The organism is Solibacillus sp. FSL W7-1436, assembly GCF_038007305.1.
GTDB lineage: Bacteria > Bacillota > Bacilli > Bacillales_A > Planococcaceae > Solibacillus.
This window is the reverse complement of sequence record NZ_JBBOWV010000002.1, coordinates 1-17,151: the sequence shown is the minus strand read 5'-3', so window position 1 is coordinate 17,151 and position 17,151 is coordinate 1. Positions and strand designations below refer to the sequence as shown.

The 17,151-nt window shown below is 32.2% G+C and carries 16 protein-coding genes; all 16 read left to right on the top strand.

The window, feature by feature from the left end; translation table 11 throughout:
- Nucleotides 1-11 precede the first annotated feature (11 nt).
- The 16 genes from MKX73_RS19140 (at nucleotide 12) to MKX73_RS19065 (ending at nucleotide 17,074) form a co-directional block, all read left to right on the top strand.
- Nucleotides 12-2,405, top strand: coding sequence for a VirD4-like conjugal transfer protein, CD1115 family (locus MKX73_RS19140; protein ID WP_340718963.1), 2,394 nt, complete (start codon nucleotides 12-14; stop codon nucleotides 2,403-2,405).
- 56 nt (nucleotides 2,406-2,461) lie between these two features.
- On the top strand, nucleotides 2,462-2,800 hold the full coding sequence (locus MKX73_RS19135) for a hypothetical protein (protein ID WP_340718962.1): 339 nt from the start codon (nucleotides 2,462-2,464) through the stop codon (nucleotides 2,798-2,800).
- A complete protein-coding gene (locus MKX73_RS19130) occupies nucleotides 2,787-4,955 on the top strand; it encodes a type IA DNA topoisomerase (RefSeq protein WP_340718961.1) in 2,169 nt (722 codons plus the stop codon). The genes MKX73_RS19135 and MKX73_RS19130 overlap by 14 nt, the downstream gene beginning before the upstream one ends.
- Nucleotides 4,956-4,971: 16 nt before the next feature.
- A complete protein-coding gene (locus MKX73_RS19125; RefSeq protein ID WP_340718960.1) occupies nucleotides 4,972-6,588 on the top strand; it encodes a pentapeptide repeat-containing protein in 1,617 nt (538 codons plus the stop codon).
- A 16-nt stretch (nucleotides 6,589-6,604) separates the two neighbouring features.
- Nucleotides 6,605-6,787, top strand: coding sequence for a hypothetical protein (locus tag MKX73_RS19120; protein WP_340718959.1), 183 nt, complete (start codon nucleotides 6,605-6,607; stop codon nucleotides 6,785-6,787).
- Nucleotides 6,788-6,802: 15 nt separating this feature from the next.
- Nucleotides 6,803-8,485, top strand: coding sequence for an ArdC-like ssDNA-binding domain-containing protein (locus MKX73_RS19115; protein WP_340718958.1), 1,683 nt, complete (start codon nucleotides 6,803-6,805; stop codon nucleotides 8,483-8,485).
- Nucleotides 8,486-8,504: 19 nt separating this feature from the next.
- Nucleotides 8,505-9,206, top strand: coding sequence for a hypothetical protein (locus MKX73_RS19110; protein ID WP_340718957.1), 702 nt, complete (start codon nucleotides 8,505-8,507; stop codon nucleotides 9,204-9,206).
- Nucleotides 9,207-9,345: 139 nt separating this feature from the next.
- The gene (locus MKX73_RS19105) at nucleotides 9,346-9,720 is read left to right on the top strand and encodes a single-stranded DNA-binding protein (RefSeq protein ID WP_340718956.1); all 375 of its coding nucleotides are present in this window, start codon (nucleotides 9,346-9,348) and stop codon (nucleotides 9,718-9,720) included.
- Entirely contained in the window at nucleotides 9,707-10,045 is a 339-nt protein-coding gene (locus MKX73_RS19100) for a hypothetical protein (RefSeq protein ID WP_340718955.1), read from the top strand. The genes MKX73_RS19105 and MKX73_RS19100 overlap by 14 nt, the downstream gene beginning before the upstream one ends.
- Complete coding sequence (locus MKX73_RS19095; protein ID WP_340718954.1) at nucleotides 10,046-11,260, top strand: hypothetical protein; 1,215 nt, start codon at nucleotides 10,046-10,048, stop codon at nucleotides 11,258-11,260.
- Nucleotides 11,261-11,298: 38 nt separating this feature from the next.
- The gene (locus MKX73_RS19090; RefSeq protein WP_340718953.1) at nucleotides 11,299-11,784 is read left to right on the top strand and encodes a hypothetical protein; all 486 of its coding nucleotides are present in this window, start codon (nucleotides 11,299-11,301) and stop codon (nucleotides 11,782-11,784) included.
- A gap of 96 nt (nucleotides 11,785-11,880) precedes the next feature.
- The gene (locus MKX73_RS19085; RefSeq protein WP_340718952.1) at nucleotides 11,881-12,690 is read left to right on the top strand and encodes an SAF domain-containing protein; all 810 of its coding nucleotides are present in this window, start codon (nucleotides 11,881-11,883) and stop codon (nucleotides 12,688-12,690) included.
- A 4-nt stretch (nucleotides 12,691-12,694) separates the two neighbouring features.
- A complete protein-coding gene (locus MKX73_RS19080) occupies nucleotides 12,695-13,807 on the top strand; it encodes a hypothetical protein (RefSeq protein ID WP_340718951.1) in 1,113 nt (370 codons plus the stop codon).
- Nucleotide 13,808: 1 nt separating this feature from the next.
- A complete protein-coding gene (locus MKX73_RS19075; protein ID WP_340718950.1) occupies nucleotides 13,809-15,266 on the top strand; it encodes a hypothetical protein in 1,458 nt (485 codons plus the stop codon).
- A gap of 15 nt (nucleotides 15,267-15,281) precedes the next feature.
- The gene (locus MKX73_RS19070; RefSeq protein WP_340718949.1) at nucleotides 15,282-16,211 is read left to right on the top strand and encodes a hypothetical protein; all 930 of its coding nucleotides are present in this window, start codon (nucleotides 15,282-15,284) and stop codon (nucleotides 16,209-16,211) included.
- Nucleotides 16,212-16,219: 8 nt separating this feature from the next.
- Nucleotides 16,220-17,074 (top strand): hypothetical protein, encoded by an 855-nt coding sequence (locus tag MKX73_RS19065; RefSeq protein WP_340718948.1) that lies wholly within the window; start codon nucleotides 16,220-16,222, stop codon nucleotides 17,072-17,074.
- Nucleotides 17,075-17,151 lie beyond the last annotated feature (77 nt).

Here is a 17,151-nt window from a genome sequence, read left to right as displayed (position 1 = left end):
GTTGTAAATGTTTGGCTAAGAACAAGAAAAAGACATCCATAGTTACAGCTACATTACTTTCATTTTTAGTGAGTAGCTTTGCTATTTATATGATTTTTTCGGTCATAGAAAGCATTACATTAGGTGAATCGTTATTTCAAAGGTTTATTAGTTATGAAGGGAAGAAAGAAGCTTTTCTAACCTTAAATTATGAATACAAAATTTTATCAGTTGTATTCTTCTTATTATTCTTTATGGGATTATTTACATTACTAAGACGGGATGCATCCGGTTATAAAGATGCTGCATGGCATGGGGCATATGGTAACGCTGTATTCTCTTATTTAGAGCATTTCCGTTCAAGTGGTTATGTAGCAATGAAGAATAAAAGTAAATGGAACGCTAAGAATCCATATGTAGCATTAAGCGCTAGTGAAGGTATTATATTAGGCCGTGAAAAAGACGAATTAATGATAATTCCACCGGATTCTAAATTAGATAACCGAAATGTATTAGTAGTCGGTTCAAGTGGTTCGTCTAAAGGGCAAGCTTTTGTTATTAACAACATTATTAATAACCGAAGTTCCTCTATTGTAGTGACTGATCCTAAAGGCGAATTGTACAAGCTTACAAGTGAGATAAAAAGAGATCAAGGATTTAAAGTTTATCAAATTGACTTCTTAAATTTAGTGGGGGACGGGTACAACCCGTTAGATTACATTGAGGATGATTTAGACGCAAAACGAGTTGCACTTACTATCGCTCGTAACTCTGCTAAAGATGATAAGGAAGATCATTGGTTCTCTAAAGGGGTTGAACTATTAACCGGTTTAATTCTTTATGTTAAATCAGAATATAAAAATCCATCTATTCCGGTTGAGGTGAAACGAGAATTTAACCGAGCGAATGAGGATGAAGATTATTTAAAAGAATTATGTGAAACAATCGGGGAAGAACATATTGCTTATGCTTACTTAAAAGATGCTTCTGTAGCTAAAGGAAATGAACGTCAAAGTATTTTCTCCACATTCACAAAACATGTAGGTATTTTCAGTTCAAAAAAGGTTGCCGAGCTTACTAAAGTTTCCGATTTTAAATTCGACTTTTTACAAGATGAAATTAGTATCTTATATATCAAAATTCCGATTAAAGACAATCCAGTTGCAGCATTAACAGCTACATTTTTTGACCAATTAATTAGCCGAATGTATTCAATCGGTGATTTATACGATGCTAAATTGCCAATACCTTTAATTGCTTTGTTCGATGAATTTGCAAACATAGGTAAACTGAATGAATTTGATAATACGTTATCTACTTGTCGAGGTTATGATTTCAGCATTATAACAATCGTTCAAGACTTTGCTCAATTGGAAAAAAATTATGGCAAAGAAAATTCACGTACTATTATAAGTAACCATGACACTACTTTATTTTTACGAACGAAAGATACAGAAACAGCCAAGTATTTCGAATCCCTTGCCGGTGACACGACAATTACTTATACAACAACAGGACAATCAACAAGTGGAATGTCTTTGTTACCGATCCCGGGCAATACGTCTAGTTCCAAAAATCAAAATATCGTAAAGAAACCGTTAATTTCACAAAGTCAGTTGTTACAAATGCCAGCCGATGCATGTTATGCATTTTTAGCCGGACGAGTAATTGAATTAGAAAAGGCTTATCAAGCGCTTATTTATAAAGACTTTATTACATCTACAGAGACAGTTGTTGTAAACGGTATAAAACGGCATAAATTCCCTTATGTATATCCTAAAAATAGGGACGAGTACATTAAACGATTTAATTTGATTCCAAGAGCAGAAAGTACAGAGGATGCAGCTGTAAATGAAGAGACAGTAAAAACTGTACAGGAAGTAAAAGAATCAACACCACATAATATTGAACAGCCACAAATTCAAAAAACAAGCACTAACACTTTAAACCAACTAATTGATGATTTTATGCTAAAAACGGAAATGACTACCATTGAAAATGAAATGAAAGCCGAGTACCCGGCAAAGCAAATTGTTGAAGAAGAACCTACAAATGAAATAAGTGAAGTTGAGAAGGTTGAAAATACATTCACGATTAAAGAAGCAATCGAAATTACGGACACAATGGCAGCTGCTAAAAAAGAAGAGTTTAACCAAACAAGTGATCCTTCACAATTAGCCGAACTTAAAGAAATTATAAATTTCAATTCATTAGCAAAATCCATTGAAACAGTCACAGAAGAATTATCAATAGTTAATGAAATAAGTGAGTTATTGGATGTTGAAGAAGATATTTCGGTACTTGCTGCTGTAGAGACAACCGTTGCAGACACTACAGAAGAACCACCAAGTGCCAAAGAAGAAACAGAGGATTCAGTACAAGATAATAAGCAAGGGCAAGATATGAAGGATTTATTACCGTTTTAGTGGAGGTTGATGAAAATAGAAAAATCCAAATAATTAAGAAAGGAGTAATTAAAAATATGGTTAAAGAAATTATTAAACATAGAAAGATAATTGTTGCAAAACCACCTAATTTTATAAGTACAGAAGAAATAAAAGAAATAAAAATTACACAGGTGGAACATATGTTATCTAAGGGAAGTGATTTTCAAATTTATTATGATGGAGCAACTTGTACATTTCAGTACAAACCATCTGAAAAAGAAATCGAAGCATTTTGTATAGGGGTAGATGCAGCGAGAGATAGCTTCCTTTTTGTACTAGAAGATTTTTTCGAAGATGAAATAATAAATAAAATCGAACATAAATTATCACTTTTATATAAGGATGATAGGGGGGAAGAGAATGAAAGCTTATGAAACTGTAATTTTAGCTGAAAAACCGAGCCAAGCTAGATTGTATGCAGAAGCTTTTTCAAGTACAGAGAAAAAAGATGGATATATTTTAATTAAATCAAATGAAGTATTTAAAGATGGAGCAATCATTATATGGGCGTTGGGGCATCTTTTAGAAATCCCGGCCCCAGCTGTTCTTAATGAAAAATGGAGCAGCAGAAGTCTAAATGTATTGCCAATTGATCCACCCGAGATTGTTCTTCAAGTAAAGGAAGATACTAAAAAGATTTTCGAAGTTTCTCAAAGATTTTTACCTAACGCCAAAAAAGTAATCGTGGCTACTGATGATGATAGAGAAGGTGAAAATATTGCGTGGTCTATCATTGAATATTTGAAAATCAATCCTAAATCAAAAATCATAACACGTATTCAATCTAAATCCTTTGAAAAGGATGTAGTATTAAAAGCCTTTATCAATGAGAAACCGGCAGAACAATTTTATTTACGCTATATTGAAGCTCGAACAAGGATGTTTGCAGATTATTTAATAGGGATGAACGCAAGTACATTATATAGCTTGCTTTTGAAAGAAAAAGGTATTCAAGAATCCTTTAGTGTTGGCCGAGTTCAAACCCCTACATTAGCATTAATCAATGAAAGAGAAAGAGCTATGAGGGAATTTGTAGCAAAACCATTTTACGAAAATATCATTACTGTAAATCATCCAAACGGGAATTTTGAAGCGAAAGCAGAGGGGAAACATGAAACCCGTAATGCAGCTGAAAAGATTATTAGTGACGTTGGTTTAACCTATAAGGCTTCTGATTTAACGGAAATAGCTAAAGTGACTAAAACATTGGAACGAACAAAATCACCTAAATTATATACCTTGTCGAGCTTACAGACACGACTTAATAAGAAAGTGAAATTCAGTCCGGCCAAAACTTTAAAAACTGTTCAAGCCTTATATGAAAAGAAGTATTTAACATATCCACGTACAGCAATTCCTTATATAACAGATGCAGAATATGAGTATTTGAAAAACCGTTTTAAGTCATATACAGAGTATTTAAATCTTGAATTATCAATTGAGCAAGAAAACCCTAATTCGAAACACGTTAATAATAAAAAGGTTGTAGAACACTTTGCAATCATACCAACAAAGATAATACCCAAAGCAAGCAGCCTTACAGATGATGAACGTACTGTTTATGATGAAGTGCTAAAAAATACAATGGCAATGTTTTTAAATGATTATACGTATGAAAAAACAGTTATTGAAATTAATAAGAATCATTTAGTTTATAAAGCTTCTGGAAATGTTGAAATTGATAAAGGATGGAAAGTTTTACTAGATGATAATTTAACCGAAGATTCCGAAGAAAAACCGACTACAGCAGGGCTAAATAAAGAAAAAGTTTTACCTATCGTTCAAGAAGGAGATCCGATTCAGATTACCCCGATGCTTAAAGAAGGGAAAACAACAAAGCCAAAACGGTATACAGAAGGTGATCTCATTACAGCAATGAAAAACCCAATGAATACACTCACTGATGAAGAAATAGCTGAATTAGCAGAGGAAGAAGCAACAGAGTTCCAGTTGGGAACGGAAGCCACAAGAACACCAATAATAGAAACCCTTAAAGCAAGGGAATACATTGAAATTAAGAAAAACCTCGTTTATATCACACCAAAAGGTGAAATATTGTGCCAAGCACTTAAAGGTACATTACTTACAAGTGCCAGTATGACAGCAAAATGGGAAGCATTTTTAAAGCTAATCGGTGAAGGGCAGCAACAAGAGCAAACCTTCATTACTAGCATTAATGCCTTTATTTTAAAGTTAATTGAAGAAGCGCCCGAGCAAGTACGTTCAGAAGCCACAGAACACTATTTAAAGGCCCACAAAGAAGCTAATAGTATTTCTGGATGTCCATTATGTAAAGTCGGCCATATCGTTGATAAAGGCAGTTTTTACGGGTGTTCATCTAAAGAGTGTAAGCAATCATTCAGTAAAGAGCTTTTAAGTAAAAAAATTAGTGCTACACAGCTTAAAAAAATACTTACTAAAAAGAAATCTGATTTAATAAAAGGCTTTAAAGGCAAAAAAGAATTTGATGCTTATTTAGAATTGGAACAAAAAGAAAATAAATATGGCTATAAATTAGCTTTTAAATAATAAGGGGTGATTGTTGATGGCAAAGGAAGTAGTTAAAAACTTCAATTTAGCAGATGTATCGTACAACAATATAAATGTGAAAGATACAGTATTGGAATCGCCTAAAATTGTAGACGCTAATATTGATAACACAATAGAAATTAGTGGTCTTGAAATAGTGAACGGTCATATTGATGGGGTAGAAGCTGAAACCGTTATTATACGTGACACACAAGTTGATAAAACAAGTATTCAAAACTTTGAAAAAGACGATTTATTTGTACAAAATTCACATTTTCAAAATATGTACCTAAAAAATTCCGATTTTTCTAATGCAGTTTTAGATAATGTAACGTTTAAAAATAGTGTCTTTCAAGCAGTTGACGTAGTTAATACCCAATTTAATAACGTTCAATTTGAAAATTGTACTTTTATTGATATGGATTTGACACATATTGCCGAAGCCAGCAATACCAAAATGAATGACCCGATGCTTATTAATACTCAAATCGGAATGAATAATGGAATTGAGATTTATAAAAATAATCATATTTTAAATCCTGGAGAGAGCAAATTAGAAATTCATGCCTTTAATATCACGGAAAAAATTGTTGAGCTGGATCAAGGCGTAATTGCTAAAGATTATGTGAATCTACCGAACCAAAATGAATACTTATTAGTTCACGATTTAAAAAACGAACAGTTATACCAACTAACATTTAATAAAGGGGATTTAATTCAATTAGAGCCAAATGATAAACAATTCATTGAAGAACTAAAAGCAACCGATTTTAACATGCTGCTAGACAATAGACAGATTGAAATTGTTGGCCTAGAAAGTGATTTTACAAATATCTATCACCAATTCAAAGAAAGTCAAATTTCATTGAAAAATGTTTACCAAAGTATAGAAAAGGATTTTCAAGAACTTATTTATAATTTCGAAAATGTAAATGATGCAAAAAGTAACCTACCTAAACTATACGATTTAAAAGAAAAAACAGAGCTATCCTTACTAATGCGTGAAGGTTATTATGACAACTTCTCAAACGTTACTGAAAACTTGAAGAAAGCAATTTATGCAGAACAATCGGGCAGTGAGCAAGGCGAGAAAATGACGAATATGTATTACCGTACATTAACACAAAATAAATATGCTCAAAGAATTTCGGAGCAGCTGCAAGCACAACAAAATTATTTATCAGCTGTTATTAATGAAACAGTGAATAACATGGTAAAAGGCAATACGGTTATAAAAGATGCACCTATTTTAATGCAAATCACCAATGCAGAATCAATTGTTAAATTAGACCGTGTAAAAACTCTTTTGACACATGAATTTACAGACAATCTGAATAAGAATATTACACCTATCGAATTTGATAAATCACTTATTCAAAATCAAATTAGAAGTTTAGACCGACAAAATGAGCATATGTCAGTAAATTATCGTTTATTAAATGATACTGAATCCAATGCATTTAATAAAAAAGCGTTATGGTCATTACCGAAAATTACACATGAGTTCTCAAATAAAATTCAAAATGAGATTAATTTAAATAAATTGAAAATGCCGGAGTTACCGGAAAAGACAGCAGCACCAACTAAGGAAAAAGAGCAAGTTAAAAATAATGATATGGAATTATCAAGATAAAAGGAGAATGGATATTATGTTACATTACGGAGAAATTTCAGTTTCAGAATTACCAATTACTTATAAAAAAGAAGAAGGGCAGCTAACGATTGAGGAAATTGTATATCTAGGTGAAAAATTAAACGACTATAAAGAAGTAGCATTTTTAGAAATTAACGAAGAAAAAGAACTATACGAAAAACTATACGCAAAAAAATAGAAGAGGGGTAATATCATGGCAGTTTCAAGTGGCTTATCATATCAAGATGTACAAGAACAATTAGAAAACGGATTGAATTTAATATTTCAAAGTGGCCGTTTTAAAGACTTATTATCCGTTATGGCTTCACAAAAAAACTACTCACTAAATAATACATTGATGATCGCTTTTCAAAAACCTAATGCAACGATGGTTATGGGTTATAAAGAATGGTTAAAACAGGGCCGTTTTGTTGAAAAGGGAGAAAAGGCAATAAAAATCTTAGCACCTATAGTAACTAAACAAATGATTAACAAAATCAATCCTCTTACTAACGATCCGATTATTGGTGAAGATGGACAACCTGTAAAAGAGAAAAAATCAGTAATTAAAGGCTTCAAAACAGCCAGTGTATTTGATGTAAGCCAAACAACAGGTAAAGAGATTCCGAGTGTTCGAGATTTTATAAGTCGAAACCTTGATGAAGATGCTTATATGTCGAAGTTGTATCAAGATTTTAAGCTTTATATAAATGATACAGTTGGTTTTAAAGTATCAGAACTTGAAACGGAAAAAGGGGTAGGAGGTTATTTTAATCGCTTAACAAATGAAATTGCTATTTCAACGAATGTTAATAATAATGATACCGAGAAATTCCGTGTACTTATACATGAATACGCCCATGCTTTATTACATGGCCAAGATAAGGAATTTGTAGAGGCTCATAGAGGACATAAAGAGGCACAGGCCGAGAGTGTAGCCTATGTAGTTTCATCTTATTACGGATTGGATATTGGGGATATTTCACATGGTTATATTGCAACGTGGGCGCAAGATTCCAAACTAGCCATGAAAGCCGTTGAACAAATTCGAAATACAGCAAACAATATTATTGATGAATTGCAGCTGTTACAAAAAGAAAAAGTAAACGAATTTTATAATCATACTGAAAATAAAATTTCAGATGCCAAAAGTATTTTAACAGAACAGTTTAATTTACCAAAAGGCGTATTTGAAAAAGAAGCAGCACCAACCGAATTTGAAGCAATAAACCGTAAGTATGGTATTGTATTGAATTTAAAAATTGAAACTGATGATAAAGGACATAGTTACTTCCGTACAAATCGAAATCTGATTGAAAGTTTAGATCAAGTTATTGGAGAAGGTAATTTATCTATTCTTAATGCAAAGAAGGTATTAGGCGAGCCTGTAATTGAAAATAAATTAATCAATGAAGATTACCAAGTTAAAAAAATTAGAAATGCCGGCTATGTAGTGGAAGCAAAAGAAAGTAAGCAAGTTATTTCCGAGCAGTTCGATAAAAAGGATGAAGCCCTTATATATCAAAGAAAGGCAGCAATGGGGCAAGCGTTGGTTCGAATGGCAGAAGTTAAAAAAGAATGGAATACTAATCAAAGTGACTTGCAATTGACGACACAATATAAAGGTGTAAAAGATGAAGTTGCTAAAACTACAGCAGAATACTTAAATCTAAATTCGAAAGAACCTGTAATTATTAAGGATAATCAAGAGAGTATCGCATGGCTATTAATGAAAAATTCCAACATAAAAACAGTGACAGAACTAACGGAATTTATCGGAAATCATAAGCACGTTCCAAGCTATAAAAACATTAATATTAATGAATCTTTAGAAGTGAAACCAAAAGAAAATGAAAACGCTAATCAAAATGGCCGTGAAACGGTTGCTACAAGGTAAGTAAGATAGGGGGATGAAAATGAGATCGAACCGGTACAATGTAACCTTTTCTATATCACAGCTCGATATTGGAGAGGGATATTTAGGTGAAATCAATGTAACAGACACTTTTACTCATAAAATGTATACGTTCAATTTAACAGGCGAATCAAATACATTTGATATGGAATTTATAAATAATAATGAAATAGGGGATGTAACGGTATATGTAGAAGAATTTGAAGGGCTTAAATTAGAACAAATTCATACCTACGATGAAGCTGTTCAAGAAATTGAAGATTATAAAGAAGGAGTCCCTTTGGAAACCTTAATTGGAGAAGAGGATAGTAAAATTGTTACTAATACAATTTTACAGCATTATTACTCTTATAGTTCCCTTCCAGTTCAATTGATTAGTGATGATGTACAGGTCAATATTGCAGATTACATTGTAAATCGAGAAATGGGTAAATTGTTGGCCCGTTCAGTAGAGAAACCTCTAACTAAAAATAAAGTTTTAAATTTTGCACATACAATGGATAAGCTGGATGTACACCCTTCCTATTACGGGAAGAAATTATTAATGCCGGAACTAATGAAAAGCATAAATAGTCATAAATTTACCGATAGAGAAGCGAATAAGGTAAATAATATGTTGCAGCAGTTAAACGGCAAAGAAATAGGAAAACTATTACCGGAAATGGAAATCGAAAATAATTCAGAGCTATCAATAGGCCGATAGTTTGAGAGAAGCATCTTTCTTAGAAAGGTGCTTTTTTTCTGTTTTATTCTCATATTTGTTGTAATTTATATGTAAAAATGGTTGTATATTACTAAAAAGGATGTTATAATTTTACTAGAGACAAAAGGAGGATGTAACTATGTACATGAATAATAAGACGTTCCAAAGACTTATGATTCGTGGGAGAATTGCAACGACAGTTGACTTTAAATACTTAGCAAATTCCACAGCAGTAGCAAATTTCGGTGTAGTAGTAAATCGTGGTTCTAAAAGTGATTTTATTCCGGTAGTTGCATGGGGAGATAAAGCAAAAAAAATTGCAGATGAAGGAAATAAAGGGGATTTAATCAGTTTTGAAGGTGAATTGCGTTCAGATTCTTATGAATCGCCCGAGCATGGAAAACGCTTTGAGTTAAAAGTTCAAGTGAAAAATGATACGGATAAAGAGTATTACATACTCGATATTTTCCCAAAATTAAACTCGAATCCGGGTGTTGAAAATGAACAAAGCTAGTAAAGATTCAGCCCACCTTATTATTGATAAAATCGTTTTAGAACCCTTGAAAGAAGAAATGACTATCATTCAAAAAAGTTTAAATTCCATTAGTGAAAAATATTCTTTTTTAATGAAAGGGGATATTGATGAAACGAAAGAGTTAATCATTAAAACCTTTTTATTAGCCGACCAAAGCCAAAACGAAGATGAATCTATTTCTTTCGATGAACAAGCTTTTTATACTGCTATTTCAGATGAAACAAAGCAGCAAATTGTTGATGAAGCATTTTCGAAGTTTATTTCTAAAATGACAGTTAATGAATTGAAGATGGAAGGTGATTAATTGAAATTAGTATTATGTTTGCGTTCAAATGCAGCATATGAAAACGCTGCTAAATCACTCTCTTTGTCTAAAAGGCTAAACGATCTAACAATAGCAAAAGAAAATATTACTACCGTTGAACTCTTAAAGGATTTCATTGAATTTTACGAAGCTGATTTATATATACTCGATGCAGCTGTACCAAATGTAAGTGAAATGAAAACCTTACTTGAAAAAAGTAATAAGAAATATGTTTATGTTGAGGCAATAAAAGAGATTACGCCAACCATCGAAGAAAAATTCGGGGAGGAACAAATTGAGGAAAAGGAAATATTACCTCAAGCAGTAATTGCCGAATTACCGAATCATAAACACAAGCCAAGAATTATTGAAATTGAAAAAGAAGTAGTTGTTTCAAAATACAGAACTGTACCGAAAAAGGTAATATTGATTGGCTCACTATATTCGAACGCTGGAAGTACAATAGTCGCCACGAATTTAGCAAGAGCATTAGCAGAAAGGGAAGTCGATGTAACGTATATTGAAAATCCTATAGCAGAACCAAATATGTATGATTTTCTACAAGTACATACGGCATATCCAGAGTACGTTGATTTAGGCAATGAAATAATAAACGACAGATTCCCCAAAAATTATGAGCCTTATTTCCATAAGGGTATAAATTGGGTATTGAACGATCCGAGAAATAAACGCAATGAAAGTATAACCTTTGAGCATCTAACTTTAATGAAACAGTTTGTAGAGGCCACAGTAGTTATATATGACATTTCAAATTACATGGATCATCCAGAAATAATAAAACTTGCACGAATTGCAAACGAAATTATCCTTGTTGCAGAAGCAAATCCGATTAAAAATGAATATCATTTCACGAATCCAGACCGTACTAAAAATGTTGTGACATTGTTAGAAAAAAATGAAATTGACTATAAAATATTCCTAACCAAAACAGGTATTAAGGGAATAGATATGAAAGTCATTAATGAACTGTTACCTGTTCCAGCAACATATGAAATGACATACATTCCATATGAGGAATTAATCGAAAATCTATTTAAGTCTCAAATATATTATGATGCCGATACAGAGGCCCAGTTATTTATTGAAGAAGAACTCACACCACTAATTGAAAATTTACTTCCGATAGAGATTGCTAAACTTAAGAAAAAACCTCAAAAAACCTTAATTAGCCGGCTTTTTAAAAGGAGCATCTAATGTATAATAAGTACATTATACATTCGGGGGAAAATGACATGTCGTACAGTTCAAAATCAATTAAAATCAACTTCTTTTGCAGAAAATTATATGAGCACACAATTGAGATTTTAGAAAAGGATAAATCTGTTTTATCTAACTTGTACATTGCAGAAAAATTCGGGACAGAAAATGAAATAAAATTAGCAAGATATAACTACAATGAATTGTTTGTAGAAATGATCGACGGTATTGAAAATTTAACTTCTTATGCTGTACTGGAATTAAAACAAGAGATTTCAACAAAAGAGCGCATATTAGAACTAAAAAAAATAATGAATTTAGATAACAATAAAAATATGAGAGCTAATTTATCTTTCCGAGTTCCAGCAAAAAATATTGAAAAGGTAAAAAAAATTAAAGAACATTCGGGAGTTAAAACGATTTCAGAAGTTGCTGAAATAGCGATAATGAACTATGTAAACCAACTAGATGAAATTGCTTATAAATTATTAAAAATTACCATAGATAAGGAGTTTTCATAAGTTTAAATATTTTTTTTTAAACTTTTCGTCCTAAAAGTATTCACGAATACCGGTATAAATGGTATAATTTAATAAAGATTACAAAAGGAGGAAAAAATGAAAGTCAAAAAAAAGCAACGTAAATTAGGCCTAGCAGCCGTTGCGTTATTTACGATTACATTAATCTTATTCGTTTGGTACGAGTGGGGGGGAGGGCGTAACGCAATCAACTACACAGAAGTTCTAACGTTAAATCAAGAAGTGTTTCATGGGACGACCATTACAGAAGAAATGCTAACAATGATGCCGATTGATAAAGAGAATATCAATAAAGCTTATCTAATGAGTGCCGAGCAGATTATTGGAAAAGAAGCGATCCATTATATTCCGGCAGCAACCCCGTTAGTCATTGAGTATTTCGATGATGCAAACGTTGTTTTGAATGAAGGTCAAGTGATTGCTCAAATCCCTTCAAGTTGGATAACGAGTATGCCCCAAACGTTGAGACGTAACGACAAAATATTTCTTTATGCAACCGATATTCCTGTAGATAGAAATGAAGAACAAGAACAGGGCCAATATCAAACAGCAACGTCTAATGAAGAAACTACAAATGTAGAAGAAGATGCAGCAGCCGATAATTCCACAGAATCATTAGAAGATGATGAATTAGGTGAAATGATTGAACTGTACGAAACGCATGTTGCCTATGTTAAAGATGGAAGTAACAATGAAGTCCTTTCTGTATCTTCTGGAAATCGAAAAAATGCTAGTTCAACAGTTTCTAGCGTGGAAATAGTTACAACAGCAGACGACTTTAAAGAAATTGAAAAGAAGATCAATGAAGGAAGTTTCTTAATCATCATGTATTCAGATGCACATGAAATAGAAGAAACAGAAAATCTTGAAGAGGAAGGAGAGGAATAAGTTCATGCAGATTTTAATTGTAGAACCTCAAAGTAAATATATCGACTACTTAAAGGCTAATAGTGATTATGATATTTTGCACCAAGATAATATCAAACTTTTAAGTATGGATGAATCAGACATTTTAATCGTTGATAATCAAGCAGCTGATATTAATGAGCTAATTCAAAAGAAAGAGTATTTCAATGAATATCAATACGTGTTCTATATCGGTCAAATTTCAAAAGAAGATACGGTTTTAGCGAAAATCAACGATATTATCCCAATTGAAACAGATGAACCACAGCATGTATTAAGTGCAATTGAAAATCTGATGAAAAGCCAAAAAAACGACAGAGTATTTTCCTTTATTGCAGCTGATAGAAAAGCTGGAAATACAAGTGTAATTCATTCTATTGCTGAAAGTTTAGCAACTAATTCTACAAAAGAAGTAATCGTTTTAAGTCTTAATAACAACTATACAGAACCATTGTATACGGATGTTACATTAGACCAAATAAAAACTTCAATTATTTCACAGAGAGTAACATTTGATGAAATTTTGAATATCGCTAAATTTAATGGGAAGTACGCCTACATTGGTACAAGTAAAAACATCTTTGATTCCAGTAAATATACAGCTGAACAAATCGCATATTTTTATTCCGTCCTTGCAGAGCAAGATACACATTTAGTTTTGTTGGATTTAGGAGCAGATGAACAAAATCCATTTCATGCAGTAGCATTTGATTATGTGCACCACATGTTTTTAATTACAAGGCCAACGTTTAATTATCAGTACAGCTTTAATAAAAAAATGGAACAAATCTTTGAACCGTTTTATAAAAGAACACATAAAAGCTTTTATACAATTATCAATGGCGTTACAGATGAAACAAATTTAAGTAAATCACCTTATAAGGTCATTTCAAAAATTTCATTTTCTGAATATGGCGTTGAAGCAGAAAATTCACACATTCCACTTCATAAGCTAGATTCTAGTTTCGAACAAGAAACAAGCGTAATTGCTAAGTATATTGCTACATTAAACGGCAGCTATATAGAAACAGAAGAAAAAAACGAACGCTTCTCTATGTTTGGATGGATGAAAAAGAAACAACGTTTGAAGGAGGTTTAACATGGGGTTCAACTTTGAAAGCTATTTAAGCGAACGAACAATTGAACATGAAAATAAAAATGTTGAATTAAATAGTGAACGCTCTTTCTTATCTTTCTATACTTTGTGCATCGACATAGAAAAGCATTTAATGCAAACAGCTACAGACGATACATCGAAGGATTGGAACGCCATTCAAACGGAGGCGATCATAGGAGAAGAAAAAGGCGTTAATTTATATTTAGAGCTTATCAATACTTATCTAAATAAATTCGGAAAAAATAATGTACTATTTCCACCCTGGTATAAAAAATTAGACGAAGCAGTTTTCCATGAAATTATTGGTCTAGGGGGCGTTGCAGAATGGCTTGAAATGCAAAATTCATCTACCTGTAAAGTAATACAACCCTATATTTATTTTAAGATTGATGGCCAGTTAGAAAAGCAGAAACAAACATTTTCAGAAGAACGTTTTGACAAAATGATTAACACATTAGTTCAATCTGATATAGCAAAAAGAAAGTCAGAAGATATTATCGAACTTATGATTTTAAACGGAAAAATTCGTGTAACGATTTTAAAAAATGTAAATAAAAAACATTCAAAAGGTACAGTTATTTTCCGTAAATATACCGTTCAATCAAGAAGTTTAAATAATAAAGAGAAATTTCAATTAGAAGAATTGGCCGAGCTTGAAATGATTGGATATGAAGCTATCCCATTGTTAAAAGCAATGGTAGCAACAAGATTCAACGTGAATTTTATCGGTGCACCCGAGACAGGGAAAACAACCCTGCTATCGTATTACCAAGCCAATGAAAACACTAAATTCGAGGGAATTACAATTCAAAATGAAGCCGAATTTCACGCCCGAGAATTACTAGATGCACCGATTATCGAATTTATCATTGATGATAATAACCGTAAAGAAACCCAAGCTGCAATATTACGATCCGACTTAGATTATTTAGTCTACGGGGAAACTCGAAAAGGCGTTGAAGTGAACTTACTTGTATTCCTTATAACAAAAGGTATTCGAGGAAATAAGGCGACTTATCATACACAATTACGTCCAGAAGATTTCCCATACTTAGCAGCTAAACAAATTCAAGAAGAAACTACATCGGAATTATGGGCGACCATGCTAACGCTTGCTAGTGGCTTTGACTTTCTAATTGAAACGATTAAAGACCCGGACAACCCCGGAAAGAAACGTTTGAGAGGTATTCACGAATTACGAGTAGATGAAGAAACACTATTGATTCAAAGTAATACCATTTGTCTTTATGACTTTAGAACACAGTCATGGACATACAATGATGATATTTCTCGTCAGACGAAAGAAACGGCCTATATAACCGATTACAAGGCATTCGATCAGTTCCAAGAAATTTTAACATCGTTAGCTCAAAAATATCCTATGCCGGATGAATTAAAAGTACGTACAAGCCTTTATTCTAAATTAATTCCAAAATACTAGGAAGGTGACTTAAAAATGGATGTAATTATACGTTATGCCCTTTACACGTCATTCTTTGTATCAATTGGAATTGTTATTTTCTTAGCTGTTCAGCCTTACTTTATGCAGATGCAAAATAGTTTTGACCGAATTATGAAAAAGAATGAATATCAAATGTTATTGCAACAGACAAGATATTTCTTAGAACGATCCATCGGGCAGAACAGTTTATTTGCAGCATATGTATACTTGCTTTCACTAGCAATGATTTTCTTTATTAGTTTTTCAGCCTTTATTATCGGAGGCAACCATCCACTAATTTCTATAGTGTACAGTCTGTTTATCGTTTTATCCATATTCAGTATTTTTTACGCTTTAGCTTATAGAAACCAAGTGTTAGTTACACATGAAGGTATACATTTACTGGAAGAACTGATAAACAACTATAAAATTTATCACTTAAATATTATAGAAACAATCGAACGTACAAGTGAAAACCTATCAGAAATTCAAGCGCCTTTATCCAAAAAAATGATGCGTAATTTATCATTCAGAGTTAAACATGCAAGAAATGACGATATGGTGAGAGAAGCATTAGAGCAGCTAGTAAATACAATTGGTGTATCGTGGGCTTACTCATTATCCAGTGTATTTGAAAAGGCAATTATTGAAGGTATTGACGTTACAGAGGCATTGAAAGATATAAAAATTCAGTTAGAGGATTTAGAGCAATTAAAAGAGTCCTTAAAAGATGAAGTGTATGAAGCAAAGACAATGATAGTGGTAATGTACCCTTTAATGTTTCTGATAACAATAGGTGTAGTTTACTTATTTGAAATACCATTTAAAGATTACTTAACTTATCAGTTTGGTGAAGGTGTTCAGTATTTAATTATCATACTTCTTTTGATGGTAGCCTCAATCGGTTATTACTTGTTTATAACCAAGCCAAAAAATGATTATTAGGAGGAACTATGAAGTATATCTTTTTAATACTGCTAATAGCTGCTGTTTTATTAATGCTTTTTAGTGATAATCACCAAGTTATTAAACTAAAAAAAGGCTACTACAAAGTAAAAAAATATCAAACTCGTAAAAAAGTTCAATTTAAACAAAATGATTTAAATGAAGAGTTTCATAAAGCTGGATTTCTCTTCGATTTATATAAATACCAAACGGTACGTTATACCGTAACAGCCGTGTTAATGGCGTTAAATATCCTTTATATATTCCAGTTAAAACAAATTCATACGGGGTTGATTTTAATAACAGTTGGGCTTTATGTGGCTTCCATTCCAAAAACCTATGTTATGAAATTCAAAACTCCATTAAAGAGAGTAATAGATATTTCCACTAAAAAGCGAAAAGAGCAATACAACCGTGAAATGGGACTATTCATTATTCAGCTTGCTAACAACTTTAATTTATATAAAGGGAATCCACCATCGGCCATACACATGATAAATGAAGCAATGGTTGGTATGGACAAAGTAGAGCCAATATTTAAAAACTATTTAAGATATTTGCAAATAAATAAGCATGAGGAAGGTATTCAATACTTTGTTAATACGATTGATACAGAAGAAGCCAAACGGTTAGCTTCCGTATTATCCAAATTAGATGAATTGAAGCCATCCGATTTAAAAGATCAATTAGAGTTCCAAAAAGCAAACTTCCAAGAAAAACGAAAGATTAGTAAAAAGAACAAAATTAAATCTCAAAACTATAAGATTACAGCCCTATCATCAGCAACTTTAATTATCATTTTATTAAATATAATTCAAAGTGTACTTAGTATCTTCAACACAACAGGGTTTATGGGCTTTTAAATAAATTATTCCTTGAAAGGGGTGAGGCGAGTGGGTAAGTTTCTAATGGGTCTTTGCTTTGTGTTGATAGCCGTTAT

Bases quoted from the DNA above. Each gene is read 5' to 3' on its own strand.
- MKX73_RS19100 (WP_340718955.1), top strand. From the start codon at position 9,707: ATGAACAAAGCTAGTAAAGATTCAGCCCACCTTATTATTGATAAAATC.
- MKX73_RS19115 (WP_340718958.1), top strand. From the start codon at position 6,803: ATGGCAGTTTCAAGTGGCTTATCATATCAAGATGTACAAGAACAATTA.
- MKX73_RS19105 (WP_340718956.1), top strand. From the start codon at position 9,346: ATGTACATGAATAATAAGACGTTCCAAAGACTTATGATTCGTGGGAGA.
- MKX73_RS19120 (WP_340718959.1), top strand. From the start codon at position 6,605: ATGTTACATTACGGAGAAATTTCAGTTTCAGAATTACCAATTACTTAT.
- MKX73_RS19125 (WP_340718960.1), top strand. From the start codon at position 4,972: ATGGCAAAGGAAGTAGTTAAAAACTTCAATTTAGCAGATGTATCGTAC.
- MKX73_RS19110 (WP_340718957.1), top strand. From the start codon at position 8,505: ATGAGATCGAACCGGTACAATGTAACCTTTTCTATATCACAGCTCGAT.
- MKX73_RS19130 (WP_340718961.1), top strand. From the start codon at position 2,787: ATGAAAGCTTATGAAACTGTAATTTTAGCTGAAAAACCGAGCCAAGCT.
- MKX73_RS19090 (WP_340718953.1), top strand. From the start codon at position 11,299: ATGTCGTACAGTTCAAAATCAATTAAAATCAACTTCTTTTGCAGAAAA.
- MKX73_RS19085 (WP_340718952.1), top strand. From the start codon at position 11,881: ATGAAAGTCAAAAAAAAGCAACGTAAATTAGGCCTAGCAGCCGTTGCG.
- MKX73_RS19065 (WP_340718948.1), top strand. From the start codon at position 16,220: ATGAAGTATATCTTTTTAATACTGCTAATAGCTGCTGTTTTATTAATG.
- MKX73_RS19075 (WP_340718950.1), top strand. From the start codon at position 13,809: ATGGGGTTCAACTTTGAAAGCTATTTAAGCGAACGAACAATTGAACAT.
- MKX73_RS19135 (WP_340718962.1), top strand. From the start codon at position 2,462: ATGGTTAAAGAAATTATTAAACATAGAAAGATAATTGTTGCAAAACCA.
- MKX73_RS19080 (WP_340718951.1), top strand. From the start codon at position 12,695: ATGCAGATTTTAATTGTAGAACCTCAAAGTAAATATATCGACTACTTA.
- MKX73_RS19070 (WP_340718949.1), top strand. From the start codon at position 15,282: ATGGATGTAATTATACGTTATGCCCTTTACACGTCATTCTTTGTATCA.